Source organism: Streptomyces rubrogriseus, from assembly GCF_027947575.1.
Lineage (GTDB): Bacteria > Actinomycetota > Actinomycetes > Streptomycetales > Streptomycetaceae > Streptomyces > Streptomyces rubrogriseus.
Window position 1 is genome coordinate 421,750 of sequence record NZ_CP116256.1, and the last position, 25,270, is coordinate 447,019.

Sequence of the window (25,270 nt, forward strand, 5' to 3'; positions counted from 1 at the left end):
GACGCCCGGCTAGTTACGCGCCTACCTTTCCCAGTGTAGACAACTTGCCGGGCGGCAAGTAAGTGGCAAGTGGCACAGCGGTAGCTGGGGGAGTAGGAGAGATGGCCGAGAAAACGGAGGCGGCGACCGGCGGAGCCGGCGCCGGCGAGCAGCCGAGGAGCGTGCGGGTCGTCCTGCTCGCCCTCATGATCGCGATGATGCTCGCGATGCTCGACAACATGATCATCGGCACCGCGATGCCGACGATCGTGGGCGAGCTGGGGGGTCTGGAACACCTGTCCTGGGTCGTCACCGCGTACACCCTGGCCACCGCGGCCTCCACCCCGCTGTGGGGCAAGCTCGGCGACATGTACGGGCGCAAGGGCTCGTTCATGACGTCGATCGTGATCTTCCTGGTCGGCTCGGCGCTCAGCGGCATGGCCCAGGACATGGGCCAGCTGATCGGCTTCCGCGCGATCCAGGGCCTGGGTGCCGGTGGTCTGATGGTCGGCGTCATGGCGATCATCGGCGACCTGATACCGCCCAGGGAGCGGGGCAAGTACCAGGGCATGATCGCCGGTGTCATGGCGCTCTCGATGATCGGCGGACCGCTGGTCGGCGGCACCATCACCGACCACTGGGGCTGGCGCTGGTCCTTCTACATCAACCTTCCGCTCGGCGTGGTCGCGCTGATCGCCATCAGCGCCGTACTGCACCTGCCGAAGAAGCGCAGCGAGGCCCGGATCGACTACCTGGGCGCCGCGCTGCTGACCATCGGCATCACCGCCATCGTGCTCGTCACCACCTGGGGCGGCACCGAGTACGCCTGGACCTCCGCGCGGATCATGGAGCTGATCGGCATCGGCGTCGCCGCGCTGGTCGGGTTCGTGTTCTGGCAGACCAGGGCCGCCGAGCCGATCCTGCCGCTGCACATCTTCCGCAGCCGCAACTTCACGCTGATGTCCGTCATCGGCTTCATCGTCGGCTTCGTGATGTTCGGCGCCACCCTCTTCCTGCCGCTGTACCAGCAGTCGGTGCAGGGCGCGTCCGCCACCAACTCCGGGCTGCTGCTCCTGCCCATGCTGGGCGCGATGCTCGTCACGTCGATGGTCGCCGGCCGCGTCACCACCAGCACCGGCCGCTACAAGATCTTCCCGCTGGCGGGCGGCGCGCTGATGACGGTCGGCCTGTACCTGCTGTCGACCATGGACACCGACACCACCCGCTTCACCTCCGGCCTGTACATGGCCGTCGTCGGTCTCGGCATGGGCTGTCTGATGCAGATCACCATGCTGGTGGCGCAGAACAGCGTGGAGATGAAGGACATGGGCGTCGCGTCCTCCTCCACCACCCTCTTCCGCACCCTCGGCTCCTCCTTCGGCGTCGCGATCATGGGCGCGCTGTTCAACAACCGCGTCCAGGACGTCATGGCCGAGCGGGCCGCGGGCTCGGGCGCCAAGGCGACGGAGCAGTCGGCGACGCTGACGGCGGACGCGCTGAACGCGCTGCCGGCGGCGATCCGCGACGCCTACCAGCACGCGGTGTCCGCCGGAACCCACACCGCGTTCCTGCTGGGCTCCGTGGTGGCCGTCCTCGCACTGGTCGCGGCGGTCTTCGTGAAGGAGGTCCCGCTCAAGGGCGCGGGCCCGAAGGAGGCCGACACCCCGGCCGACCGTGACGGCGACCCGGCCACGGCGAAGGCCCCGGTGACCGAGGCCGTCTGACCTCGCGGCGGCCCGCCGCCTTCCTCCTGACCAGGCCCCCGGATGGTTCCGACCACCCGGGGGCCTGCTTCGTCCGCCGCGCCGACGCACTCGAACCACACCGTCTTGCCCCGCCCGTCCGGGTAAGGCGTGACACCCCACCGGTCGGTCACCGCCGCGACGATCACGAGCCCCCGCCCGCCCTCGCCCAGCGCGTCCCCCGCGGCCGGGACCGGCAGCTCCGGGCACCCGTCGGCGACCTCCACCCGCACCCCGCCCGGCCGCAGCAGGAAGCACACGCGGCCACGCCGTCCGGGCACGTGCCGTACGACGTTGGCGACCAGCTCCGTGAGCGCCAGCTCGGCGGCGTCGGCCACGTCGGAGAGGCCCGAGCGGACGAGGTACAGCCGCAGCACACGGCGCAGATGACGGGCCGAGTGCGCGCCCAGGGCGAACTCGGCGTGGTACTGGCTCTCGACGTCCGCCGCCTGCGGACCGGTTACGTGATTCACGCCACCACCCTGCGACGCGGTGCGTACGCTCGACTACGCACAGAAACGAACGCCGAGAGGTGTTGCCGTCCGCAGTCCCGGAGTGAGGTGCCGCAGTGGCCAACATCCAGTCCCTCGACCCGACCGCGTCACCGCTCGACTACTACGGCTGGGAGCTGCGCCGCCAGCGCGAGGCCCACGGCCTCAGGCAGGGCCAGCTCGGCGACATCATCTTCTGCACCGGCTCCCTGATCGGCCAGATCGAGACGACCAAGAAGGTCCCGACGCGGGACTTCTCCGAGCGGGTGGACGCCGCGCTGGGCACGGACGGCCTGTTCTCCCGTCTGATCGGCCTGGTGCTGCGCAGCCAACTCCCGACGTGGTTCCAGCCGTACGCGGAGATGGAGGCGAAGGCGGCGTACATCTCGACGTACCAGGCGCAGCTCGTCTACGGGCTGCTGCAGACGGAGGAGTACGCGCGGGCGGTGTTGGCGACGGGCATGCCGGACGACTTGGAAGGTCTGCTGGCGGGCCGGATGGAACGCCAGCGCATCCTGGAGCGTGAGCGGCCGCCGCTGGCTTGGGTGGTGCTGGACGAGGCGGTGCTGCACAGGCCAATCGGCGGACATGAGGTCATGCGGCGGCAACTGGCCCGCCTGTTGGAGTTCGCCGGTCACCGCTGGGTGCATGTGCAGGTCCTGCCGAACGAGGCGGGGGCGCATGCCAGTCTCGCCGGTTCGTTCACCGCCATGCGCTTCGACGAAGACCCGGACATCATCTATACGGAAGACGTCATCTCCGGTCACATGACGGCTAATCCGGAGACCATGAGGGAAGCCGCGCTCCGTTACGCTCGCTTGCAGGCTGCCGCCCTCTCCGTGGAGGATTCGGCGGAACTGATCATCCGTGTGATGGAGGAACGCTATGGAGACTGCTCCCAGCCCGAGGAACACCCAGTGGCGTAAGTCCAGTTACAGCGGAAACACCGGCGGGGAATGCGTGGAGTGCACCGTCACTGACGGCGCCGCCTGGCGGACCGCCTCGTACAGCGGAAACACGGGCGGCGACTGCGTCGAGGTTGCCGATGGATGCCCCACCGGTGCCGTCCCCGTCCGGGACAGCAAGAACCCGTCCGGGCCCGTCGTCACCGTCGGAGCCGGTGCCTGGCAGTCCTTCGTCGACGGCCTGCGGTAACCGCCCGCCCGCTACCGCTCACCCCGGTCCGCCTGCCGGGCGAGGAACTCCTCGCACCATGAACACGTCCACCGGATCCTCGCTCGTCACGGCGAATCCGTGCCGTTCGTACAGCCGCCGGGCGGGACTGCCCCGCAGTACGTTCAGCCGGACCACCGTGCCCTCGCGGTCGCACTGTTCCAGCAGCTCGCGCAGCACGGCCGTACCGATGCCGGCGCCCTGCACCCGCGGGTCCAGATAGAAGTGCTCCAGCCAGTGGGTGTCCTCCGCCGGCCGCAGCGCCACGCACCCGGCGAACGCGCCGCCCACCTCGATCACCCGGGTGTGCGCCGGGACGAACCCGTCCCGCAGCCGCTGCCGCACCCGCCGCGCGTCGTACCGCCCGAGCCGCTCCAGATCCGCCCGCAGCACCAGGGCACGCAACTCGGCCACCGCCTCGACGTCCCCCGCCGAGGCCGGTCGCAGTCCCCAGTCCGCCATGATCGTCAGACTAATGTGTCGCCCCCTGGGCGAGCAGCCGCTCCACCAGCAACAGGGCACCGACGAGGATCATCGCGGCGCCCGAGAATCGGGACACCGCGGTGGCAACGGCCGGGCGGGCGCCCAGGATCCGGCGGGCCGTGGCGCCGACGCCCGTGTAGACCACGGCGCAGTTGGCCGTGTGCACCAGGCCGAGGGCGACGATCTGCGCGGCGAAGGGCCAGTCGGAGTCACGGGCGGCGAACTGCGGCAGGAGGGCGAGGAACAGCAGCAGCGCCTTGGGGTTGAGGCCGCTGATGCCCGCCCCTCTGGCCGCACGGCCCACCCACGAGCCGGAGCCGTCTCCCTCGCCGCCCTCCTCGGCCCGGGGCGCCGCGGGGCGGGCCAGTGTCGTGGCGCCGAGCCAGATCAGATACGCCGCCCCGGCGGCCGTCAGCGCGGTCAGCACCGTCGGCGAACCGGCGACGGCGGTCGCCAGGCCCGCGGCGACCACGGCGGTCAGCAGGACGTATCCGCTCAGCATGCCGCCGACGGCGGGCAGCACCGACCGGTGGCGCAGGCCCGCCGTGATCGCGTAGGCCCAGTCCGCTCCCGGGACCAGCACCAGCAGGAAGGACACCGACCAGAAGGCCCCGATGCCGGCCATCTCCACCGTCTCCACCTCACACTTCTTCCAGCTCCTCCTGAGGAAGGTTAGGAAGGATTGCCCCAAAGGTGCTTTCAAGATGTCCCCGCCGCAGCCGTGACGGTGGAAGAATTTCCCCCATGGACGACGTGGACCGTAAAATCCTTGCCGAGCTGCAGCGGGACGGCCGGCAGACCCTGACCGAACTCGCCGAACGGGTCCGCCTCAGCGTCTCCCCCTGCCACCGGCGCCTGCGCGCGCTGGAACGCTCCGGGGCGATCACCGGCTACCACGCCGCACTGAACGCCCCCGCGCTCGGTCTCGGCTTCGAGGCACTGCTCTTCGTCACCATGCGGTATGAGGACCGCGAGACCGTGGCCGCCTTCGAAGCGGCCGTCGCCGAGATCCCGCATGTCCTCCAGGCCCAGCGGCTGTTCGGCGACCCCGACTACCTGCTGCGCGTCGTCACCCGCGACCTGGAGGCGTACCGGCGGCTCTACGACGAACGCCTCGCCTCGCTCCCCGGCGTCCAGCGGCTCAGCTCCACCCTCGTCATGGCCAACCTGGTCGAGGCCCGCCCACTGCCTCTGTGACCTCCGGCGTCCGGCCGCCGGGGGCGAAAAGCTCTCGACCGGGACCACTCGCGCCGCAATCATGAGCACCGACCCCACGAAGGAGGACGGTGTGGAGCCAGCGGAACTCCGCCGCGCAGTCGAGGCCGGCCGGACGGCCGCTTCGGAGCAGGGCCTGCGGGCAGACGAGGTGGTCGTCGTCCACAACTCGGACCGCGTCGTACTGCGCCTGCTGCCCTGTGACGTTCTGGCCCGGGTCGCGCCCGCGGGGCATCTGTCCGACTCCGCCTTCGAAGTGGAGGTCGCTCACCGGCTCACCGACGCCGGCGCCCCGGTGGGCCGGCTCGACCCCCGGACCGACCCCAGGGTCCAGGTGCGGGACACCTTCGCCGTCTCGCTCTGGACCTACTACCCGCCGGTGGGACCGGAGATCGCGCCGGCCGACTACGCGGACGCGCTCATGCGGCACCATGCCGCCCTGCGCCGGATCGAGGTGGACGCACCGCACTTCAGCGACCGGGTGGCCGTGGCGCTGGAAGGCGTGGACGACCGGGAGCGGTCACCCGAGCTGTCCGACCCCGACCGGGGTTTCCTCCACGACGCACTCAGTGGCCTGAGTGCCGAGATCGGCGCCGACCCGGCACGCGACCAACTGCTGCACGGCGAGCCGCACCCGGGAAACCTCCTGAACACGCGCCAAGGCCCGCTCTTCGTCGACCTCGCCACCTGCTGCCGCGGGCCGGTCGAGTTCGACCTCGCCCACGGGCCCGAGGAGGCGGCGGAGCACTACGCGGGCGCCGACCAGGCTCTGACGCACCGGTGCCGCGCGCTGAACTGGGCGCTGTTCGCCGCCTGGCGGTGGCGCCGGGACGACCAGATGCCCGACCGGGAGCACTGGCGGGCGGAAGGGCTCGACCGGGTGCGAGCCGCACTCGACCGGATCTAGATCTGAGACCTGAGCGCCGAGCCCGGCGTCACGGCTTCCGGGACACCCCCTGGGAGGCCTCCCGGGACATGTCCCGGGCCGACGACGACGCCCCGCCCTTCGACCGGTCCGGCAGCATCGGGTAGCTCCCCGTGTTGGTCGGCGCGTGTTCCGGGAGCCACAGGACGGCGACCGCGCCCTCGGCCGGTATGTGCGCGGGGGCGCCGGCCGGGCGTACGTTGCGGAAGGTGAGGCGGGCGCCCAGGACGCGGGCCTGACCGGCCGCGATGGTCAGGCCGAGGCCGTGTCCTCGGCCGGCCCGGTCCGTGCTGCCGGTGCGGAACCGGCTCGGGCCCTCGGCCAGCAGGTCCTCGGGGAAGCCCGGCCCGTGGTCGCGGACCCGGATCACCCGGCCCTCGACGCTGACCTCGACGGGGGAACGGCCGTGCCGGGCGGCATTGGCGAGCAGGTTGAACAGCACGCGCTCCAGGCGGCGCGGGTCGGTGGTGACCTCCGACTCGTGGATCACCCGCACCTCGACGGCGGGGTCCTTGGCGGCGACCCGCCGGGACACGAAGTCGCCCAGCATGATGTCCTGCAACTCGGCCCGCTCAGAGGCCCCGTCGAGCCGGGCCACCTCCAGGACGTCCTCGACGAGGGTGCGCATCGCCTTCGCCCGGTCGAGGACCAGCTCGGTCGGCCGGCCCGGCGGCAGCAGCTCGGCGGCCGTGAGCAGGCCGGTGACCGGGGTGCGCAGCTCGTGCGCGATGTCCGCGGTGACCCGGCGCTCGGCCTCGATGCGCTGCTGCAAGGCGTCCGCCATCGCGTCCACGGCGCGCGCGACGTCGTCCGTCTCGTCCCGCACGACGCCGCCGATGGCGTCCCGCACCCGGACGTCCGCCTCACCGCTCGCGACCCGGTTCGCGGCGGCGGCGGCCTCGCGCAGCCGGCGCGAGAGCTGACCGCCGATGAGCACGCCCAGCGCGCTGCCGCCGAGGACGACCGCGATGGAACCGATGACCAGGGCCTGGTCCAGGTCGCTGAGGATGTCCGCGCTGCGGTCGGTGAAACCGGAGTGCAGGGACATCACGTGCCCGTCCTTGAGCGGCACGGCCGCCCAGATGTCCGTCACACCGTCCGGCCGCTCGGAGACGTAGGTGGCCCGCCGCCCCGCTTCGATCTTGCGGCGCAGCTCCGGCGGCAGGGCGGGGTCGTCGATCTGGGCGTTGGGGAAGTTCTGCCGCCCGGACAGCTCGTAGTTGCGCTGGGCGATCAGGACCCGGTCGTCGGCGAGGTCACGGGCGTTGTCGAGCATCGACACCCGGGCGGCATTGTGCACGACCAGGCTCAGCGCGACGGCCACCAGCGCGCCGACCAGCGCGATGGCCGCGCTCAGCTTCCAGCGCAGCCCGGTGCGGATACCGCGGGCACGCAGCCCGCGCGCACCGAGGCCCCGCGTACGCCCATCCGGTCCCGCCTGCTCACCCGGTCCCGTGTGCTCGCCCCGTCCGGCGTGCCCGCCGGGCCCCGCGTGCTCGCCCGGCCCCGTGCGGTCGTACGGGTGACCCGGCGGCGAGACGCTCCGGCGTTGTCGGAAGAACCCCCGCATATCCCTGTATCCCCGCTCAGGCCTTCAACTTGTAGCCGAAGCCGCGGACCGTCTCGATCCGGTCCTGGCCGATCTTGGTGCGCAGCCGCTGCACGTGCACGTCGACGACCCGGGTGTCCCCGCCCCAGCCGTAGTCCCACACCCGCTCCAACAGCTTGTCGCGCGAGAGGACGGTCCCCGGCGCGGAGGAGAACTCCAGCAGCAGCCGCATCTCGGTCGGCGTGAGCCCCACCGGCCGACCGGCGCGGAGCACCTCCATGCCGTCCGTGTCCACCTCCAGGTCGCCGAAGGTGAGCACGCCCCCGGTCTCCGCCGCGCCTGCGCCCTCCGTCCGGTCGCCGCCCCCGGCATGCCCGAAGCGCCGCAGCACCGCGCGGATCCGGGCGACCAGCACGGCCCCGTCGAACGGCTTGGTGACGTAGTCGTCGGCGCCCGCCTCCAGGCCCAGGACGACGTCGATGGAGTCCGCCCGCGCCGACAGCATGATCACCGGCACCGTGGACTCGTCCCGGATTCGCCGGCACAGGCTGACGCCGTCGAGGCCGGGGAGCATGACGTCGAGGAGGGCGATGTCGGGACGGTCGGCCCGGAAGGACTCCAGGCCGGAGAGTCCGTCGGGCATCGCGGTGACCGCGAAGCCGTCCCGCTCGAGGGCGAGCTGGGTGGCCTCGCGGATGACATCGTCGTCCTCGACGAACAGGACGTGGGTCTGATCTGCCATCCCGGTGCTCTCAGTCCTCATGGTGTGGTCGGGCCGAACGGTCGAACGGGCCGCAGCTACGCGTACCGCGCTCACTGGGTCATCGGTGCGAGCGGCCCGGTCGGTTCACGCCGGCCGGTTCACACCGGCCGGGGCGGCCGGCGGTTCAGCTGTCCGGCTCCGGCACCGGGGTGGGCGCGTTGCCCGCGGCCTTGCTGTAGTCGTTGTGGGTCCGGTACTCCTCGGTGAACCGGTCCGAGGCCCAGCGGTACGTGATCACGTTCTCGCCGGACGGACTCGACACCGGGTCGCCCTTGTCGTACACCTGCTTGGTCACCACCAGGTCCCCGCGGTCGATCTCCGCGTAGACCGGAGGCTCCTCGGCCTTGAACACATTCTGGTACGCGCCGTCCTCCTCGCGGTACACGTAACTGCCCACACCCACCGCGTCACCGCACGTCAGCACGTTGACGACGACGTCGTCCGCCGAGCCGTCCGTCACCTTCCCGTACGACACGTCGATCGGGTACTCGTCGGCGACGCAGGGCTTCAGCTCGCGCTTGACCTCCGGGGACACCTTCGGGTCGGCCTTGACGAGCCGCACCGCGTCGACGCGGTCGGGGGCCTTCGAGGGGGACGCCTTCGCCGCGGGCGCCGGGGACGCGGAGCCCGCGCCGCCCACCGCGTCCGCGTGGGCCGGCCCCTCGTCCCGGGCGCCGGTGCCCCCGGTCCCGCAGCCGGCCAGGGAAACGCCGAGGGCGACGAACACGGCCACCGCCGTACTCGCCGCCTGCGTGGTTCTCCGGGTCCCCCCGGGTGTCCGACCGTCGGTCAGGCCGCGCAACGCTCCCGCTCCTCACGCTCCAGCGCCCGTGCGTCCAGATCGCGGGCGACCAGCTCCTCGCGGAGCCGGGCGAGCGCCCGGTGCAGCGTGCTCTTGACCGTTCCCGCCGACATGCCGAGGGCGGCGGCGGTCTCCTCCGTTGACATCTGCTCCCAGTGTCGCAGCACGACGACGCTGCGCTGCTTCGGGGCGAGCACCTTCAGGACGTCCATCAGCAGGGCGCGGTCCGCGTGCTGCTCGGTGGCGTCGTCCATGGGGGACTCGGGGAGCTGCTCGGTCGGCACCTCCTCCAGCTTCCGCGCCCGCCACCACTCGGTCCGGGTGTTGATCATCACCCGGCGCAGGTAGGCGTCCGCGAGCCGCTTGTCCTCGATGGTCTCCCAGCGCCCGTACGTCCGCGCCAGCGCGGTCTGCAACAGGTCCTGGGCGTCGACGGGGTCGGGGACCAGGCGCCTGGCGCTGCGCAGCAGCGCGTCCTGCCGGGTGCGGACGTACTCCTCGAACTCGAGCACCTCGCCCATGTCAACCGCCTTCCGATCCCCGTACTCCGACGGTGGTCACCGCCGGCCCACTGCCTGTGGTCCGTAGTCGTGCTGTGCCCGGGGGGCACACAAACGAAGGTAGGGAAGCGTTGTCACGGCGCTGTGCGATGCAGCCTGCGGCAAACCCTCGGCTGTCCGTCGGTTGTGTAACGGAAGTAGGAACCGGGTAAATCGGCAGCCCACTTGATGGCGACATCGGGCGATTTGTCCGGCGGAAGGGCTGTCACGGAGATGCCGCCGGAGCTGTCACATGGACAAGCAGGCTGTGCGTCAGCTCAGCGGCAGCCGGTACAGACCGTCCGCCAGCGGCTCCACCAGACCGTCGGCCACCAGGCCGTCCAGGGCGCGGGCACGCTGGACCGGCTCCTGCCACACCTGGTCGAGGGCCGCCTGCGGCACCGGCCCGGCCGCGTCCCGCAGCACCGCGAGCAGCCGCCCGCGCACCTGCCGGTCGGTGCCCGCGTACGTCTGGCCGCGCCGCGGCGGACCGTCGTGGGCGGGCTTGCCGGCCAGCCGCCAGGCGCACTGGGCCGCGATCGGGCAGCGGTGGCACGACTCGTTCTTCGCCGTGCAGACCAGCGCACCCAGCTCCATCGAGGCGGCGGCCCAGCGGGCGGCACTCGCCTGCTCCGCGGGCAGCAGCGCCCGCGCCAGCTTCCGCTCGGCCGCGGTGGTGGCGTTCGGCGGGTACTGCACACCGGTGACCGCGCGGGCGAGGACCCGGCGGACGTTGGTGTCCAGCACGGCGTGCCGCTGGCCGTACGCGAAGGAGGCGACCGCCGCGGCCGTGTACTCGCCGATGCCGGGCAGCGCCAGCAGCTGGGCGTGGTCGGCGGGTACGTCGCCGCCGTGCCGTTCCGTTATGGCCGCCGCCGCGCCGTGCAGGCGCAGGGCGCGGCGCGGGTAGCCGAGCCGGCCCCAGGCGCGCACGGCCTCGCCGGGCGCCTCCGCGGCGAGGTCGGCGGGGCGCGGCCAGCGGGCCAGCCACTGCTCGTAGACGGGCTGGACACGGCTGACCGGCGTCTGCTGGAGCATGAACTCGCTGACCATCACGCCCCAGGCGCCGGCCTCGGGGCGCCGCCACGGCAGATCGCGGGCGTGCTCGTCGAACCAGTCGATGACGGGGGCGTGCAGCGGCACACCGGACGCGGCGGGGTCGGAGGGTCCGCCTGGCGAGGGCTTCGTGGGCGCAGTCATGTCCCTCCGATCCTGCCACGGGAGGACCGCCGCACGGGAACACCGCCACCCGGAGACCGCCGAGGACGTCGTCAGACCCCTCCCGGCCCCGCCGGCAGGGGCTCCGGAACGGTCTCCGGAATGATGATCCGTAAAAGTTGCGGGCCCAAACGGCGGGTGGGACAAGGGAACGCGCCGATCTCTCGTACAGTTTGCGCCGTGGGATCTCTGCGCAATCCGGTCGGGCCGCTTCCCTCCACCATCTACTGGCGACGGAGGGCCGTACTGCTGTCTCTTTTCGCCCTGTTGGCGCTATTGATCACGTGGATCGTGGTCTCCGGCGGCGGGGACGGCGGCAAGGGCCGAGACGACGGGGCCAACGGCAAGAACCCGGCACCGTCGATCACTCCGGGCCCCTCGGGATCCGGCCCAGCGATCAGCCAGGCGCCGGGCGGACGCGACGAGTCGGGGAGCGGCGACTCCAACGGCTCGGGTTCCGGGTCGGGTTCCGACGGTGACGGGAACGGTTCCGGTTCCGGCGGCGATGAGTCCGGCGGCGGCGGATCGGCCGGGTCGGGAAGCGCCGGAGGCGGCGGGGGCGGCGCGGTGACCGGCGTCGGCGCGGGCGACGCGCTGCCGGCCGGGTCGAGCCTGCCCAACTGCACGCCCGGCGCGGTGAAGTTCAGCCTGCGCAGCGTCCGCAACAGCTACTCGCCCGGACAGACCCCCGCGTTCGAACTGACCGCGCGGAACACGTCCGGCGGCGACTGCGAGGTCGATCTCGGCCCGAAGCACGCGGTGTTCACCATCACCCCGGCCAGCGGCGACGACGCCTACTGGGCCTCCGACGACTGCGTCGAGGGCGCGGGCAGCCTGCGCTACCGGGTGACCGCCGGCAGCGGCATCAAGTACACGGTGAAGTGGGACCGCAAGCCGAGCGCGCCCGAGTGCGGTACGCCGCCGGCGGGTTCGGCCAAGGCGGGCACCTACCTGGTGGAGGCCAAGGCGGCGGGCTTCGAGAAGGTCCAGACGTCGTTCGTCCTCAAGAACGACTGACCCGAGGCGCGGCCGCCCCCCGGGGCCCGCCGCGCGTCAGACGTAACGCTCCAGGATCGACGACTCCGCCAGCCGCGACAGCCCCTCCCGCACGCTGCGCGCCCGCGCCTCGCCGACACCGTCCACCGTCTGGAGGTCGTCCACACTCGCCGCGAGCAGCTTCTGCAGGCCGCCGAAGTGCTCCACCAGCCGGTCGATGATCGCGCCCGGCAGCCGCGGCACCTTGGCCAGCAGCCGGAACCCGCGCGGCGACACCGCGGAGTCCAGCGTCTCGGGCGACCCGGTGTACCCCAGGGCCCGCGCCACCGTGGACAGTTCCAACAGCTCGGCATGGCTGAGCTTGTCCAGCTCGGCGAGCGCCTCGTCGACCGTACGGGACCGCTTGGCGGTCGGCTCGGGCACGTAGTCCCGCACGACCAGCTCGCGCTCCGGCTCCACACCGGCGATCAACTCGTCCAACTGCAGCGCCAGCAGCCGCCCGTCCGTCCCCAGCTCCACCACGTACTCGGCGATCTCGGTGGCGATCCGGCGCACCATCTCCAGCCGCTGCGCGACCGCCGAGACGTCCCGCACCGTCACCAGGTCCTCGATCTCCAGGGCCGAGAGCGTGCCCGCGACCTCGTCGAGGCGCAGCTTGTACCGCTCCAGGGTCGCCAGCGCCTGGTTGGCCCGCGACAGGATCGCGGCCGAATCCTCCAGCACCCGCCGCTGCCCGTCCACGTACAGGGCGATCAGCCGCATCGACTGCGAGACCGACACGACGGGGAACCCGACCTGCTTGCTGACCCGGTCGGCAGTCCGGTGCCGCGTGCCGGTCTCCTCCGTCGGAATGGTCGGATCGGGGAGGAGCTGCACCCCCGCCCGCAGGATCTTCGACAGGTCCGAGGACAGCACGATGCCGCCGTCGAGCTTGCACAGCTCGCGCAGCCGGGTCGCGGTGAACTCGACGTCCAGCACGAAACCGCCCGTGCACATCGACTCGACGGTCTTGTCGGAACCCAGCACGATCAGACCGCCGGTGTTGCCGCGCAGGACCCGCTCCAGGCCGTCGCGCAGGGAGGTACCCGGCGCCACGGCGCTCAGTGAGGCGCGCATCAGGCCATCGGCACCGGCACTCCCACCGGACTTTCCGGGAGCTGCTGCCCGGTCGTTGGCTGCCACTGCACTCCTCCGGTCGCAGGTTCTTCTGGCGCTCCCGTGTCGCACACTCGGTCGTACGGACGGGCGAGACCAGGGCAAAGTCTACCGGCGGTCCTCCTCCTCCCGTGTGGCCTCTCGCCGACGCGAGCGCGGAAGCACCCGCAGGGCGTCCCCCATGTCCGCGACTTCCAGGACCTTCATGCCGTCGGGGACCCGGCCCGGATCGGCCGGGACCAGGGCGTGCGTGAACCCCAGCCGATGCGCTTCGGAGAGCCTGCGCTGCACCCCCGTGACCCGTCTCACCTCTCCCGCGAGCCCGACTTCGCCGATCGCGACGAGGTTCTTGGGCAGCGGGGTGTCACTGGCCGCACTCGCCAGCGCCAGCGCGACGGCGAGGTCGGCGGCCGGCTCGGAGAGCTTCACCCCGCCGACCGTCGCGCTGTAGATGTCCCGCTTCCCCAGCGCACTGATGCGCCCGCGCTGCTCCAGCACGGCGAGCATCATCGACACCCGCGAGGTCTCGAGCCCCGAGGTCGTACGCCGCGGCGACGGGATCTGCGAGTCCACGGTCAGCGCCTGCACCTCGGCGACCAGCGGTCGGCGCCCTTCCAGGGTGACGGTCAGACAGGTCCCGGGCACCGGCTCGGCCCGCCGGGTGAGAAACAGTCCACTGGGATCGGCGAGCCCCGTGATTCCCTCGTCATGCAGCTCGAAGCACCCGACCTCATCGGTCGTCCCGTACCGGTTCTTCACCCCCCGCACCAGCCTCAGCCGCGCATGCCGGTCGCCCTCGAAATGCAGCACGACGTCCACGAGGTGCTCCAGCAGCCGCGGGCCCGCGATGGCCCCGTCCTTGGTGACGTGGCCCACCAGCAGCGTGGACATGCCGCGTTCCTTGGAGGCCCGGATCAGCGCCCCCGCGACCTCCCGCACCTGCGCCATGCCGCCCGGGGCGCCGTCGATCTCGGGCGAGGCGACGGTCTGCACGGAGTCCAGGATCAGCAACGACGGCTTGACGGCGTCGAGGTGCCCCAGCACCGCCGCGAGGTCGGTCTCGGCGGCGAGATACAGATGGTCGTCGATGGCGTGGATCCGGTCGGCCCGCAGCCGCACCTGGCTGGCCGACTCCTCACCGGTGACGTACAACGTCCGGTGCTCGTCGCTCGCCGACTTGGCCGCGACGTCCAGCAGCAGCGTGGACTTCCCGACCCCCGGCTCACCGGCGACCAGCACCACGGCCCCGGGCACCAGCCCGCCCCCCAGCACCCGGTCCAGCTCGGGCACGCCGGTGGAACGGGCGGTCGCCTGCCGACCGTCGACCTGCCCGATCGGCACCGCGGACGTGGTCACGCGCCCCGGGGCGGTCGTACGCACGGCGGGCGCGCCGTACTCCTCGACCGTGCCCCAGGCCTGGCATTCGGGGCAGCGGCCGAGCCACTTGGCCGTCTGCCAGCCGCACTCGGTGCAGCGGTAGGACGGCCGTTCCTTGGCGGACTTCGTACGGGCAGCCATGCACGAACCGTAACCGCCCCCACTGACAGCCGACCCCGGGGTCCGCTCTCCGGGTACGTGGCCCGGCGCTACCGGGGCTCCGGCGCGGGTGCGGGCGCGAGGGGGGACGCGACCAGGCGTTGCGGGGTGCCGCTGCGCCCACCCGTGCCGCCCCAGCGGCACGACTGCCCGCAGCTGCGGCAGGGGGGCGGTCACGCGCAGCTGCGGCGGGGGCGACGACGGCCCGCAGCGGCGGCCGGGGGCGATGCGGCGGGGAAGCCGCGTACGGCGAGAAGGGGCGCGGAGCGAGGGCGGGCCGCAGCCGCGTACGGCGAGAAGGGGTCGTGTCGGGGGGTGTCCGCCCGCAGCGGTTGGCGCGTCCGCGCCCCGAGCCTCTGTGGCCGACCGATTCCGCGCCGTTCCGAGGACGGACACCCCCGGCGCGACCCCGACCCACCCACCGCACACACCGCGCAACGCGCACCCCCACCGAACCCCCGCAGGCCGCCGCAGGCACCCCGAACGGACGACTCCGCCCCCGCCCCCGCCACGGAAGAACGGCTTCCTGTCCCCTTATGAGGGATCGTTTCACCCGTACGGATTAAAAGTGCCCAACGCGCCAGTTCGCGCCACCCATAGCCCCCTACGGTCGCCGAGTGATGAGGAGCAGTCCGGAAACCACGACCCGCACGACCGGCGCACACCGGGCGCACCGGGAAGCGCGTGACCGCACCGCGGCCAGGGCCCTGGCGCAGCCGCCGGCGCAGCGCCGCCCACCCGCGCGTTACGCCGCGTACGACGCGTATCTGGACGGCCTGTTCACGTACTGCCTGTCCGTGCTCTGCGACCACGACGCCGCGACCGCCGCCCTGGGCGACGTCCTCGCCATCGCCGAGCGCCGCGGCCACCGAGGCCCCGTCCCCGCGGCCGACCGCAGGTCCTGGCTCTACGCGCTGGCCCGCTGGGCCTGCCTGCGCAAGCTGGCCGAGGCCAAGCAGAAACGTCCGAGCAGCCACGCGGCGGGCCGCCCGACACCCACCACAGCGCAAACAGTGCAAACAGCACGAACCGCGCGAACCGCGCAACCCACACCCACCACCCCCGCCCACGACGAGACCCACCAGCGGCACCGCAGCGAACTCGCCCTCCTCGCCTGGCCGGAGGCCGCCGGCACCACCCCCGAGCAGCGCGAGGCCCTCGAACTCGCCGTGCGCCACCACCTCGCCCCCCACGAGGTCGCCGCCGTCCTCGGCACGGACCTCGCCGCCACCAGGGAACTGCTCGCCTCGGCCGCCTGCGAGGTGGAACGCACCCGAGCCGCCCTGGCCGTCGTGGAGACCGGCACCTGCGCCGGCGTCGCCCGCCTCACCGGCGACAACCGCTACGTCCTCAGCAGCGCCCTGCGCCGCGAACTGGTCCGGCACGTCGACGACTGCCCCCGCTGCCGCCGGACGGCCGAGCGCGCGATCCCCGGCCGCTGGCCCGGCACCAGCGTCACCCCCGCCGAACTGCCCGTCCTGGAGGCCCCCCGCAGCGCGCTGCACGTCGCCCTGGCTCACACCTCGCGCGCGCGGGGCGCAGCCCCCCGCTTCGACCGGCGCGGTTTCCCCATGGACCCCAAGGATCGCGCGGCCCGGCGGGACCGTCTGCGCGCCCGTGCCGTCACCACCACCGTCGTCGCCACCGTCGTCGCCGCCCCGGTGCTCGCCCTGTGGGCGGCCTACCGGGGAACCCCCGTCGTCGAGGGCGAGGAGGGCCGCTCGGCCAGCGCCAGCGAGGCGCAGGACCAGGACGCCCCGGACGGCGAGTCGGCGGGCGGCGCCTACGGCTACGAGAACGCCGGCAACGCGAGCACCACCCCGGGCACCGGCTTCGGCGAGAAGGGCGGGGCCGACGTCTCCGTGGAGGTCGTCGGCGTCTCCGGCACCGGTGGGAAGGGGGCCGGCCACCTGGAGGTGACGGCGGGCCACGACGGCGACACCACGCTGGTCACCCTGACCGCGACCGGCGACGCCCCGGTGCACTGGTCCGCGTCCGTCGGCGCCTCCTGGCTCTACCTGAGCCAGTCCTCGGGGACCCTGCGCCCCGGCGAGGCAGTGACGGTCAGGGTGTACGTCGACCACCTGCGCGAGCCGTCCGGCCGGTGGAGCGCACGGATGGCCGTCTCGCCCGCCGGGGCAGTCGTGGCGATCGAGGGGTACGGCACCGCGCCCGCCCCGTCCCGCCCGGGCCCGCGCCCCGGCCCGCCGGACGACACCTCGTCCCCGTCCCACCCGGGCGGTGACCCGGACCCGGGCGGCCCGGACCCGTCACCGTCCACGTCGCAGCCGCCCGGCCCCACGCCCACCGGCGACCCGTCGCCGACGCCGCCCGACCCGGATCCGACGCCGAACGAACCGTCCCCGACCGGCGGCACGGACGGCTCGTCCCCGCCGCCGAGCAGCAGTGACAGCGGCGCCCCGAGCCCGTCGGACTCGTAGACCGGCACGGAACGGGCCGGTCTCAGCGACCGGCGGCGGGATCCGCCGGATGCGGTGCAAGCAACGGCAGCTGCGAGGCCAGCCGCTCCTCGCACAGCTCGACCAGCCGGTCGTACCCCGCCTTGCCCATCAGCTCGACCAGCTCCGGCCGGTAGGAGACGTACACCGGGTCGCCCGCTCCGTGCGCCGAGGTCGCCGACGTGCACCACCAGTGCAGGTCGTGCCCGCCGGGACCCCACCCCCGCCGGTCGTACTCACCGATCGACACCTGCAGCACGCGCGTGTCGTCGGGCCGGTCGATCCACTCGTACGTCCGCCGGACCGGCAGCTGCCAGCACACGTCCGGCTTGGTCTCCAGCGGCTCCCGGCCCTCCTTGAGTGCCAGGATGTGCAGCGAGCACCCCGCACCGCCCGCGAACCCGGGCCGGTTCTGGAAGATGCACGAGCCCTGGAAGGGCCGGGTCTGGCGGGAGCCCTCGTCGTCCTCGGAGGTCCAGCCGTTCCGCGTGCCCTCGGCGTGGTGCTGCCAGATGTCCGGCGTGAGCCGCGCCACGTGCCCGGCGACCCGCTTCTCGTCGTCCTCGTCGGAGAAGTGCGCGCCCAGCGAGCAGCACCCGTCGTCCGCGCGGCCCGCCTGGATGCCCTGGCAGCCGCTGCCGAAGATGCAGTTCCAGCGGGAGGTCAGCCATGTCAGGTCGCACCGGAAGACCTGCTCGTCGTCCGCCGGATCCGGGAACTCCACCCACGCGCGCGCGAAGTCGAGCCCCTTCTCGTCGCCCGCGATGTTCTTCTTGTCCTTCTTGGCCGACTTTTCGTCCTTCGCCTTTTTCGTCTTTGGCACGGCTCCAGGGTAAGTCGCCCGAGCGCGAGGACGGCACCACCGCGACCGCCGCTGGCAGTAGCGTTCCGTACATGAGACTCGGTGTCCTCGACGTGGGTTCGAACACGGTGCATCTGCTGGTGGTGGACGCGCACCCCGGCGCCCGCCCGCTGCCCGCCCACTCGCACAAGGTGGAACTGCGCCTCGCCCAGCTCCTCGACGAGGACGGGGCGATCGGCCCCGACGGTGTCGACCAGCTGGCCGCGGTTGTCCGCGAGGCGCTCCAGGCGGCCGAGGACAAGGGCGTCGAGGACCTCCTGCCGTTCGCCACCTCGGCCGTGCGCGAGGCGAGCAACGCCGACGACGTCCTCGCGCGCGTGCGCGCCGAGACCGGCGTCGAGCTGACCGTCCTCACCGGCGCCGAGGAGGCCCGGCTCACCTTCCTCGCCGCCCGCCGCTGGTTCGGCTGGTCCGCGGGCAGGCTGCTGGTCCTCGACATCGGCGGCGGCTCCCTGGAGATCGCGTACGGCATGGACGAGGAACCGGACGCCGCCGTGTCGCTGCCGCTCGGCGCGGGCCGGCTGACCGCGGCCCGGCTGCCCGACGACCCGCCCCACCCGGACGACGTCAGGGCGCTGCGCCGCCACGTCCGTACGGAGATCGCCCGGACGGTCGGCGAGTTCAGCCGCCTGGGCGCCCCCGACCACGTGGTCGCCACCTCGAAGACCTTCCGGCAGCTTGCCCGCATCACCGGCGCCGCCCGCTCCGCCGAGGGCCTCTACGTCCAGCGCGAGCTGAAGCGTGCCTCGCTGGAGGCCTGGGTGCCCCGCCTGGCCGCCATGACCAGCACCGAGCGCGCCGAGCTCCCCGGCGTCTCCGAGGGTCGCGCGCACCAGCTCCTGGCCGGCGCCCTGGTGGCCGAGGCCGCGATGGACCTCTTCCGCGTGGAGAGCCTGGAGATCTGCCCGTGGGCGCTCCGGGAGGGCGTGATCCTGCGCAGGCTGGATCACATGGGCCAGTAGGGACGCACGAGCAACCACAAAGCGCCCCACCCCCGCCCCACCCCGCCCCGCTCCGCATCTATGGCACTCACCACAACGCCGAACGGGCACCCCGCACCCACCCGACCCCACCCCGTAACCTGACCCCCGTGGCAAAACCAAGCGACGCCGTCCGCATCCAGGACACGAAGGTCGCCCTGTCGACGGCTTCCGTCTACCCGGAGTCGACGGCGACGGCCTTCGAGATCGCCGCCCGCCTCGGTTACGACGGCGTGGAGGTGATGGTCTGGACGGACCCGGTCAGCCAGGACATCGAGGCGCTGCGCAGGCTCAGCGACTACCACCGCATGCCGATACTCGCCGTGCACGCACCGTGTCTGCTCATCACCCAGCGCGTCTGGTCCACCGACCCCTGGGTCAAGCTCCAGCGCGCCCGCGCCGCCGCCGAGAAGCTCGGCGCGTCCACCGTCGTCGTGCACCCCCCGTTCCGCTGGCAGCGCCAGTACGCGCGGGACTTCGTCGACGGCATCTGGCGGATGGCCGACGAGACGGACGTCCGTTTCGCCGTCGAGAACATGTACCCCTGGCGCTACCGCGACCGCGAGATGCAGGCCTACGCCCCCGACTGGGACGTGACGAAGGACGACTACCGGCACTTCACGATCGACCTCAGCCACGCCGCGACCTCCCGCACCGACACCCTCGACATGATCGACCGCATGAGCGACCGCCTCGGTCACGTCCACCTGGCCGACGGCAAGGGCTCCGCCAAGGACGAGCACCTCGTCCCCGGCCGCGGCAACCAGCCCTGCGCCGAGGTGCTGGAGCGCCTCGCGCACACCGGCTTCGACGGCCACGTCGTCATCGAGGTCAACACCAGGCGCGCGATGTCCGGCGCCGAACGCGAGGCCGATCTCGCCGAGGCACTGGCCTTCACCCGGCTGCACCTGGCGCAGACCGTGCCCCCGGCACCGGGCGCCGCACACGCGGCGCGGACGGACCGCCGGTGAGCGACGACGCCAACGGGACCGCGACCGGGACCGGGGCCGCCCGTCGCCGCGGCCGCCCGCCCCGTACGGAGTCCGGGGACACCCGCGACCGCATCCTCACCACGGCCCGCGAGGAGTTCTCCGAGCGCGGCTACGAGAAGACGTCCGTGCGCGGCATCGCCAAGTCCGCGGGCGTGGACCCCGCGCTGGTGCACCACTACTTCGGCACCAAGGAGCAGGTCTTCGAGGCGGCCATCGAGGTCGCCTTCGCGCCCGCCATGGACGCCCCCGAGGCGATCGCCGACGGCCCCCTGGACGGGGTCGGCGAGCGTCTGACCCGCTTCATCCTCGGCGTCTGGGAGAACCCCGCCACCCGCACCCCCCTGCTGGCCATCCTCCGCTCGGCCGTGAACAACGAGACCGCCGCCACCGTCTTCCGCCGGCTGATCGCCGCCCAGCTGCTGCGCCGGGTCGCCGCCCAGCTGAACCTGCCGGACGCGGAACTGCGCGTCGAACTGGCCGCGGCGCAGCTGGTGGGGTGCGCGATGCTCCGCTACGTGATCAAGGTGGAACCGCTGGCCTCGGCCGACCCGGAGCAGATCGTCGCCCGCCTGGCCCCGGTCGTACAGGGCCACCTCACCGGCCCCTGAGGCACGCCCGAGGCACTCTTGAGGCACGCCCGAGGCAACCCTGACGCCATCCCCGAGGCCACCCGCCGACGGCGTCCGGCGAGACGCGCGTCCCGCATTCCGGACACCCTGTCCCGACCCCTGGATGACCGGCGTACGCTCGACGGCAGTCATAACTCTCCGAAGGAGCGAGCGACGATGCCCGAACTGAGGTCCCGCACAGTCACCCACGGCCGCAACATGGCGGGCGCCCGCGCCCTTATGCGTGCCTCCGGTGTACCCGGCGCGGACATCGGGCGGAAGCCGATCATCGCCGTCGCCAACAGCTTCACGGAGTTCGTGCCGGGCCACACGCACCTGGCCCCCGTCGGCCGCATCGTCAGCGAGGCGGTCACCGCGGCCGGCGGCATCCCGCGCGAGTTCAACACGATCGCCGTGGACGACGGCATCGCCATGGGTCACGGTGGCATGCTCTACAGCCTGCCCTCCCGCGACCTGATCGCGGACAGCGTGGAGTACATGGTCGAGGCGCACTGCGCCGACGCCCTGATCTGCATCTCCAACTGCGACAAGATCACCCCGGGCATGCTCAACGCGGCGCTCCGCCTGAACATCCCCACGGTCTTCGTCTCCGGCGGGCCCATGGAGTCCGGCCGCGCCACGCTGGTCGACGGCACGGTCCGCACCCTCGACCTGGTCGACGCGATGTCGGAGGCGGTCAACGACAAGATCTCCGACGCGGACATCCTCCGCATCGAGGAGAACGCCTGCCCGACCTGCGGCTCCTGTTCCGGCATGTTCACCGCCAACTCGATGAACTGCCTGACCGAGGCCATCGGCCTCTCCCTGCCCGGCAACGGCTCGGTGCTGGCCACCCACACCGCCCGCAAGGCGCTCTACGAGAACGCCGCCCGCACGGTGCTCGACCTGACCCGCCGCTACTACGAGCAGGACGACGACTCGGTCCTGCCCCGCAACATCGCCACCCCCGCCGCCTTCGGCAACGCCATGGCGCTCGACATCGCGATGGGCGGCTCCACCAACACGATCCTGCACCTGCTGGCCGCCGCCCAGGAGGCCGAGGTCTCCTACGGCCTCGCCGAGATGGACGCCCTCTCGCGCAGCGTCCCCTGCCTGGCCAAGGTCGCGCCGAACGTGGCCAAGGACCGCACGTACTACATGGAGGACGTGCACCGCGCCGGCGGCATCCCCGCCCTCCTCGGCGAACTGCACCGCGGCGGCCTGCTCAACGAGGACGTCCACTCCGTCCACAGCCCGTCCCTGGCCGACTGGCTGAAGACCTGGGACGTGCGCGGCGGCTCCCCCTCCAAGGAGGCGGTCGAGCTGTGGCACGCGGCCCCCGGCTGCGTCCGCTCCGCCGAGGCCTTCTCCCAGTCCGAGCGCTGGGACACCCTGGACGAGGACGCCGAGGGCGGCTGCATCCGCTCCGTCGAGCACGCCTACTCCAAGGACGGCGGCCTCGCGGTCCTGCGCGGCAACCTCGCCGTCGACGGCTGCGTCGTCAAGACGGCCGGCGTCGACGAGTCCATCTGGACCTTCGAGGGCCCGGCGGTCGTCTGCGAGTCGCAAGAGGAGGCCGTCCAGAAGATCCTCACCCAGCAGGTCAAGGAGGGCGACGTCGTCGTCATCCGCTACGAGGGCCCCAAGGGCGGCCCCGGCATGCAGGAGATGCTCTACCCGACCTCGTACCTGAAGGGCCGCGGCCTCGGAAAGGCCTGCGCCCTGGTCACCGACGGCCGCTTCTCCGGCGGCACCTCCGGCCTGTCCATCGGCCACGCCTCCCCGGAGGCGGCGGCCGGCGGCACCATCGCCCTGGTCGAGGACGGCGACCGCATCCGCATCGACATCCCGAACCGCTCCATCGAGCTGCTCGTGGACGACGCCGAGCTGACCCGCCGCGAGCAGGCCCTGAACGGCGTGTACGCCCCGAAGAACCGCGACCGCAAGGTCTCCGCGGCCCTCAAGGCGTACGCCGCGATGGCCACCAGCGCCGACAAGGGCGCGGTCCGCGACGTCAGCAAGCTGGGCTGAGACCCACCGGGGGACCCGGGGCGAGTCACCAGCCCTCCGGGTCCCGCCCCGCCACCCCGAACACGGTCCCGTCGGGCGCCCCGGCGTACACGTGCCCGCCCGCGAGCAGCGGCGCGGGCAGTGACGCGGGCACCGTGTCGGAGTCGGCGCCGAGCCGGGGCCGGGTCTGCCCGAGGAGCTTGCCCTTGCGCGCGTCGACGCCGAGGAGCCGCCCGTCCGGCGCGGTGACGTACACGTGCCGCCCGTCGGAGACCGGCGCCGAGCCCCGGCTCACGCCCGTCTCCAGCCGCCAGGCCTGCTTCCCCGCCGCCATGTCCACGGCGACCAGTGACCCGCCCGCGCCCATGAGGTGCACGGTGTCCCCGCGCACGCCCGCCGACGCCGACGCCTGCTCGACCGGGATCGGCAGCGTCACCCGCCGGGTCGCCCCGGTGGCGGGCGTGTAGCGCACCACGGCCTTGACGTCGCCGTAGGTCGCCCCCTCGGCGACGAGGAACACGGAGCCGTCCGCCGCCCCCACGGGCGTCAGCGACCCCGCCAGTTCCGTGTCCCAGCGCACGCCCCCGCCGGCCGGGTCCACCGCGGTGACGTGGGTCCGGCGCCCGTCCGCGCTCTGGCTGGTCGCGTACGCCGCCGGATGCCGCTCCCCGGCGAACGAGGTGAAGTACGGCACCGCCTGCCCGGGGATCCGGTGCGTCCACCTCGTCCGCCCCGTGGCGCTGTCCACGCCGGTGACCGTCCCGTCGGCGCGGGTGAGCAGCAGCATGTCGCCGACGGTGCGCAGTCCGTCGTACGCGGGCATGTCCTCCTGCCACTCCGGCTCGCCCGTCGCGGGGTCGAGCGCCTCCAGCGGGCCCAGCAGGCCGACCTCGGGCTGCACGAGCCCGCCCGAGACGACCGGCGGTTCGCTGCGCACGGCCTCCTCGACGGGGTGCCGCCACAGCGTGCTCCCGTCGGCCGGATCGAGGGCGAAGACCACGCCGGGCCGGGCGCACAGCAGCCGCCGCGCCGCGTACGAGCACTGCGGCATCCCGCCGCCCTCCGCCGCGGGCACCGCCTCCCACGCCCCGAACCCGCCCGGCGCACTCTGCGCGGTGGGCGTACCCGCGGGCTCGGAACCGCCGAACGCCTGCACGGCGACGAGGCTCCCGACCACGGCGAGCCCCACCGCCCCGGCGACGAGCGCCGACCGCTTCCCCAGCCGCCGCACGACCCGCCCCGACCGCTCGGCCCGCCCAGACGGCCCGGACGGCTCGATCGGCTCGACGGAGGCCCGCGGCGCAGATTCCGCACCGGCCTCCGCCGGGGCCTCGGCCCGCTCCGTCCGCGGTGCCGGTATGAACACCTGTGTGTCGTAGGCCGCCGCGACCGACCGCAGCTCCCGCATCAACTCGTCCGGCGTCGGCCGGTCCTCCGGCTCCTTGGCGAGGCACCGCAGCACCAGCGGCGCCAGCGAGTCCGGAACGCCCGTCAGATCGGGCTCGTCGTGCACGACCTGGTACGCGACGACGTAGGGGCTGTCGGAGTCGAAGGGCCCCCGCCCGGTCGCCGCGTGCACCATCAGCGAACCGAGGGTGAAGACGTCGGCCGCGGGCCCCACCTCCCGGGGCCGCCGGAACTGCTCGGGCGCCATGAACGGCGGTGTGCCGATCAACTTCCCGGTCTCGGTGCGCAGTTCGCTGTCCTTCGGCCGGGAGATGCCGAAGTCGATGACCTTCGGACCGTCCTCGGCGAGCAGGACGTTGCTCGGTTTGAGGTCCCGGTGCACGACGCCGACCCGGTGGATGTCGCGCAGCGCCTCGGCGAGTCCGGCCATCAGCCGCCGCAGCTGCGGCTCGTCCATCGGCCCGTTCCGCTTCACCTGCTCCGAGAGCGTCGGACCGGGGATGAACAGCGTCGCCATCCAGGGCCGTCCGGCCTCCGGGTCGGCGTCCACGACCGGTGCCGTGAAGGCCCCGCTCACCCGCCGGGCCGCCGCCACCTCCTGCCGGAAACGCCCCCTGAACTCGGGGTCCCTGGCATACGTCGCGTGTACGACCTTGACCGCGACGCGCATCCCGGAGGTGCTGCGGGCCAGGTGCACGACGCCCATGCCGCCCGAGCCGAGGCGGGACTCCAGCCGGTAGTGGCCGGCGTACTCCGGAAGTTCCGCTTCCGCGTCCGCTCCGGCATCCCGCTGCGGCGCCATGGAACCACCCCCGTGCTGTTCGTTCGCGCGAGCGATGCTCGGAGCCTAGTCGATGGGGCGTACGGGACAGAGGCGGCCTGCCGACTCGCGTGTGCGCGTTGCGAACTGGCGTTTCATGGTTTGTTCTTGGGGTATCAACGGTGCCCCGCGAAAGTCGCGGGGTGTTCAACGGGGGGAGTTTCTTCATGTCTGTCGACCAGGTCCAGGACATCGGCGGCGGGGAAGAGGGCGAAAAGACAGCGGGCGAGGCAGTCGTCGCGGCGGCGGCCCTGCGCTCCTACCCGGTCGCGCCGGGCTACCGCCTGAACGTGCGCAGCGGCCCGGGCACCAACTACTCCCTGGTGCGGGTCCTGGCCGAGGGCTCCAGGGTCACGATCAACTGCCAGCGCACGGGGCAGTGGGTCTCCGGCCCCTACGGCACCTCGAACATCTGGGACAACATCGGCGGCGGTCAGTACGTCTCCGACGCGTACATCCTCACCGGCAGCGACGGCTGGGTGGCCCCGCGCTGCTGACCTTGTAACAGGGATGTCTTGAGGACGTACTAGGAGGTTGCCGAGGGGAACGGTGTGCCGGGCCGAGCG

General features: G+C 72.8%; 23 protein-coding genes and 1 pseudogene. 12 read left to right on the top strand and 12 right to left on the bottom strand.

Annotated elements, in window-relative coordinates; translation table 11 throughout:
- The first annotated feature begins 101 nt into the window (after positions 1–101).
- A complete protein-coding gene (locus Sru02f_RS01980; protein ID WP_109029466.1) occupies positions 102–1,703 on the top strand; it encodes an MDR family MFS transporter in 1,602 nt (533 codons plus the stop codon).
- 152 nt (positions 1,704–1,855) lie between these two features.
- Here Sru02f_RS01980 and Sru02f_RS01985 read toward each other — a convergent pair.
- Positions 1,856–2,194, bottom strand: a pseudogene (locus tag Sru02f_RS01985) (ATP-binding protein); the annotation flags it as partial.
- Positions 2,195–2,289: 95 nt separating this feature from the next.
- Here Sru02f_RS01985 and Sru02f_RS01990 point away from each other — a divergent pair.
- Together Sru02f_RS01990 and Sru02f_RS01995 are read left to right on the top strand one after the other, a co-directional pair.
- Positions 2,290–3,138: a helix-turn-helix domain-containing protein gene (locus Sru02f_RS01990; protein ID WP_109029467.1), complete on the top strand. Its 849-nt coding sequence runs from the start codon at positions 2,290–2,292 to the stop codon at positions 3,136–3,138.
- Positions 3,098–3,367, top strand: coding sequence for a DUF397 domain-containing protein (locus tag Sru02f_RS01995; RefSeq protein ID WP_109029468.1), 270 nt, complete (start codon positions 3,098–3,100; stop codon positions 3,365–3,367). Before Sru02f_RS01990 ends, Sru02f_RS01995 begins: the two co-directional genes overlap by 41 nt.
- 18 nt (positions 3,368–3,385) lie before the next feature.
- On the opposite strand, the gene Sru02f_RS02000 is transcribed toward Sru02f_RS01995, so the two are convergent.
- Together Sru02f_RS02000 and Sru02f_RS02005 are read right to left on the bottom strand one after the other, a co-directional pair.
- Positions 3,386–3,847: a GNAT family N-acetyltransferase gene (locus tag Sru02f_RS02000; RefSeq protein ID WP_109029469.1), complete on the bottom strand. Its 462-nt coding sequence runs from the start codon at positions 3,845–3,847 to the stop codon at positions 3,386–3,388.
- 10 nt (positions 3,848–3,857) lie between these two features.
- A complete protein-coding gene (locus Sru02f_RS02005) occupies positions 3,858–4,493 on the bottom strand; it encodes a LysE family translocator (protein WP_109029534.1) in 636 nt (211 codons plus the stop codon).
- Between the two features lie 119 nt (positions 4,494–4,612).
- Between Sru02f_RS02005 and Sru02f_RS02010 the strand changes: the two genes are divergently transcribed.
- The gene (locus tag Sru02f_RS02010; RefSeq protein WP_109029470.1) at positions 4,613–5,065 is read left to right on the top strand and encodes an Lrp/AsnC family transcriptional regulator; all 453 of its coding nucleotides are present in this window, start codon (positions 4,613–4,615) and stop codon (positions 5,063–5,065) included.
- Between the two features lie 91 nt (positions 5,066–5,156).
- Complete coding sequence (locus tag Sru02f_RS02015) at positions 5,157–5,990, top strand: aminoglycoside phosphotransferase/kinase family protein (protein ID WP_109029535.1); 834 nt, start codon at positions 5,157–5,159, stop codon at positions 5,988–5,990.
- A 28-nt stretch (positions 5,991–6,018) separates the two neighbouring features.
- On the opposite strand, the gene cseC is transcribed toward Sru02f_RS02015, so the two are convergent.
- From cseC to Sru02f_RS02040, 5 genes are all read right to left on the bottom strand, one after another.
- Entirely contained in the window at positions 6,019–7,578 is a 1,560-nt protein-coding gene (gene cseC / locus Sru02f_RS02020; protein WP_109029471.1) for a two-component system sensor histidine kinase CseC, read from the bottom strand.
- A 16-nt stretch (positions 7,579–7,594) separates the two neighbouring features.
- Positions 7,595–8,299 carry a two-component system response regulator CseB gene (gene cseB, locus Sru02f_RS02025; RefSeq protein ID WP_109029472.1) on the bottom strand — a complete coding sequence of 235 codons (705 nt, stop codon included), beginning with the start codon at positions 8,297–8,299 and terminating at the stop codon, positions 7,595–7,597.
- Positions 8,300–8,444: 145 nt separating this feature from the next.
- Entirely contained in the window at positions 8,445–9,122 is a 678-nt protein-coding gene (locus Sru02f_RS02030; protein ID WP_174854988.1) for a hypothetical protein, read from the bottom strand.
- Positions 9,110–9,643, bottom strand: a complete 534-nt coding sequence (locus Sru02f_RS02035) for a SigE family RNA polymerase sigma factor (RefSeq protein ID WP_003975479.1) — start codon at positions 9,641–9,643, stop codon at positions 9,110–9,112. The genes Sru02f_RS02030 and Sru02f_RS02035 overlap by 13 nt, the downstream gene beginning before the upstream one ends.
- A 291-nt stretch (positions 9,644–9,934) precedes the next feature.
- Complete coding sequence (locus tag Sru02f_RS02040; RefSeq protein ID WP_109029474.1) at positions 9,935–10,861, bottom strand: HhH-GPD family protein; 927 nt, start codon at positions 10,859–10,861, stop codon at positions 9,935–9,937.
- Positions 10,862–11,059: 198 nt separating this feature from the next.
- Here Sru02f_RS02040 and Sru02f_RS02045 point away from each other — a divergent pair, with 198 nt between their 5' ends.
- The gene (locus Sru02f_RS02045) at positions 11,060–11,896 is read left to right on the top strand and encodes a hypothetical protein (RefSeq protein WP_167469298.1); all 837 of its coding nucleotides are present in this window, start codon (positions 11,060–11,062) and stop codon (positions 11,894–11,896) included.
- 36 nt (positions 11,897–11,932) lie between these two features.
- Here Sru02f_RS02045 and disA read toward each other — a convergent pair whose 3' ends face one another.
- A complete protein-coding gene (disA, locus tag Sru02f_RS02050) occupies positions 11,933–13,057 on the bottom strand; it encodes a DNA integrity scanning diadenylate cyclase DisA (protein WP_003975482.1) in 1,125 nt (374 codons plus the stop codon).
- A gap of 81 nt (positions 13,058–13,138) precedes the next feature.
- Positions 13,139–14,548: a DNA repair protein RadA gene (radA, locus tag Sru02f_RS02055; RefSeq protein ID WP_109029476.1), complete on the bottom strand. Its 1,410-nt coding sequence runs from the start codon at positions 14,546–14,548 to the stop codon at positions 13,139–13,141.
- Positions 14,549–15,186: 638 nt separating this feature from the next.
- Between radA and Sru02f_RS02060 the strand changes: the two genes are divergently transcribed.
- Complete coding sequence (locus Sru02f_RS02060; RefSeq protein WP_109029477.1) at positions 15,187–17,007, top strand: BACON domain-containing protein; 1,821 nt, start codon at positions 15,187–15,189, stop codon at positions 17,005–17,007.
- A gap of 22 nt (positions 17,008–17,029) precedes the next feature.
- Here Sru02f_RS02060 and Sru02f_RS02065 read toward each other — a convergent pair whose 3' ends face one another.
- The gene (locus Sru02f_RS02065; RefSeq protein ID WP_109029478.1) at positions 17,030–17,848 is read right to left on the bottom strand and encodes a hypothetical protein; all 819 of its coding nucleotides are present in this window, start codon (positions 17,846–17,848) and stop codon (positions 17,030–17,032) included.
- A 71-nt stretch (positions 17,849–17,919) separates the two neighbouring features.
- On the opposite strand from Sru02f_RS02065, the gene Sru02f_RS02070 reads away from it, so the two are divergent.
- The 4 genes from Sru02f_RS02070 to ilvD all read left to right on the top strand — a co-directional run bounded on the left by Sru02f_RS02070 (position 17,920) and on the right by ilvD (position 22,498).
- Positions 17,920–18,849 carry a Ppx/GppA family phosphatase gene (locus Sru02f_RS02070; protein ID WP_109029479.1) on the top strand — a complete coding sequence of 310 codons (930 nt, stop codon included), beginning with the start codon at positions 17,920–17,922 and terminating at the stop codon, positions 18,847–18,849.
- Positions 18,850–18,977: 128 nt separating this feature from the next.
- Complete coding sequence (locus tag Sru02f_RS02075) at positions 18,978–19,838, top strand: sugar phosphate isomerase/epimerase family protein (protein ID WP_109029480.1); 861 nt, start codon at positions 18,978–18,980, stop codon at positions 19,836–19,838.
- Positions 19,835–20,467 (top strand): TetR/AcrR family transcriptional regulator, encoded by a 633-nt coding sequence (locus Sru02f_RS02080; protein WP_109029481.1) that lies wholly within the window; start codon positions 19,835–19,837, stop codon positions 20,465–20,467. Before Sru02f_RS02075 ends, Sru02f_RS02080 begins: the two co-directional genes overlap by 4 nt.
- Before the next feature lie 177 nt (positions 20,468–20,644).
- On the top strand, positions 20,645–22,498 hold the full coding sequence (gene ilvD / locus Sru02f_RS02085) for a dihydroxy-acid dehydratase (RefSeq protein ID WP_003975489.1): 1,854 nt from the start codon (positions 20,645–20,647) through the stop codon (positions 22,496–22,498).
- A 25-nt stretch (positions 22,499–22,523) separates the two neighbouring features.
- Here ilvD and Sru02f_RS02090 read toward each other — a convergent pair whose 3' ends face one another.
- Positions 22,524–24,686 carry a serine/threonine-protein kinase gene (locus tag Sru02f_RS02090; RefSeq protein ID WP_109029482.1) on the bottom strand — a complete coding sequence of 721 codons (2,163 nt, stop codon included), beginning with the start codon at positions 24,684–24,686 and terminating at the stop codon, positions 22,524–22,526.
- Between the two features lie 185 nt (positions 24,687–24,871).
- Between Sru02f_RS02090 and Sru02f_RS02095 the strand changes: the two genes are divergently transcribed.
- The gene (locus Sru02f_RS02095; RefSeq protein ID WP_167469299.1) at positions 24,872–25,201 is read left to right on the top strand and encodes an SH3 domain-containing protein; all 330 of its coding nucleotides are present in this window, start codon (positions 24,872–24,874) and stop codon (positions 25,199–25,201) included.
- Positions 25,202–25,270: the final 69 nt, after the last annotated feature.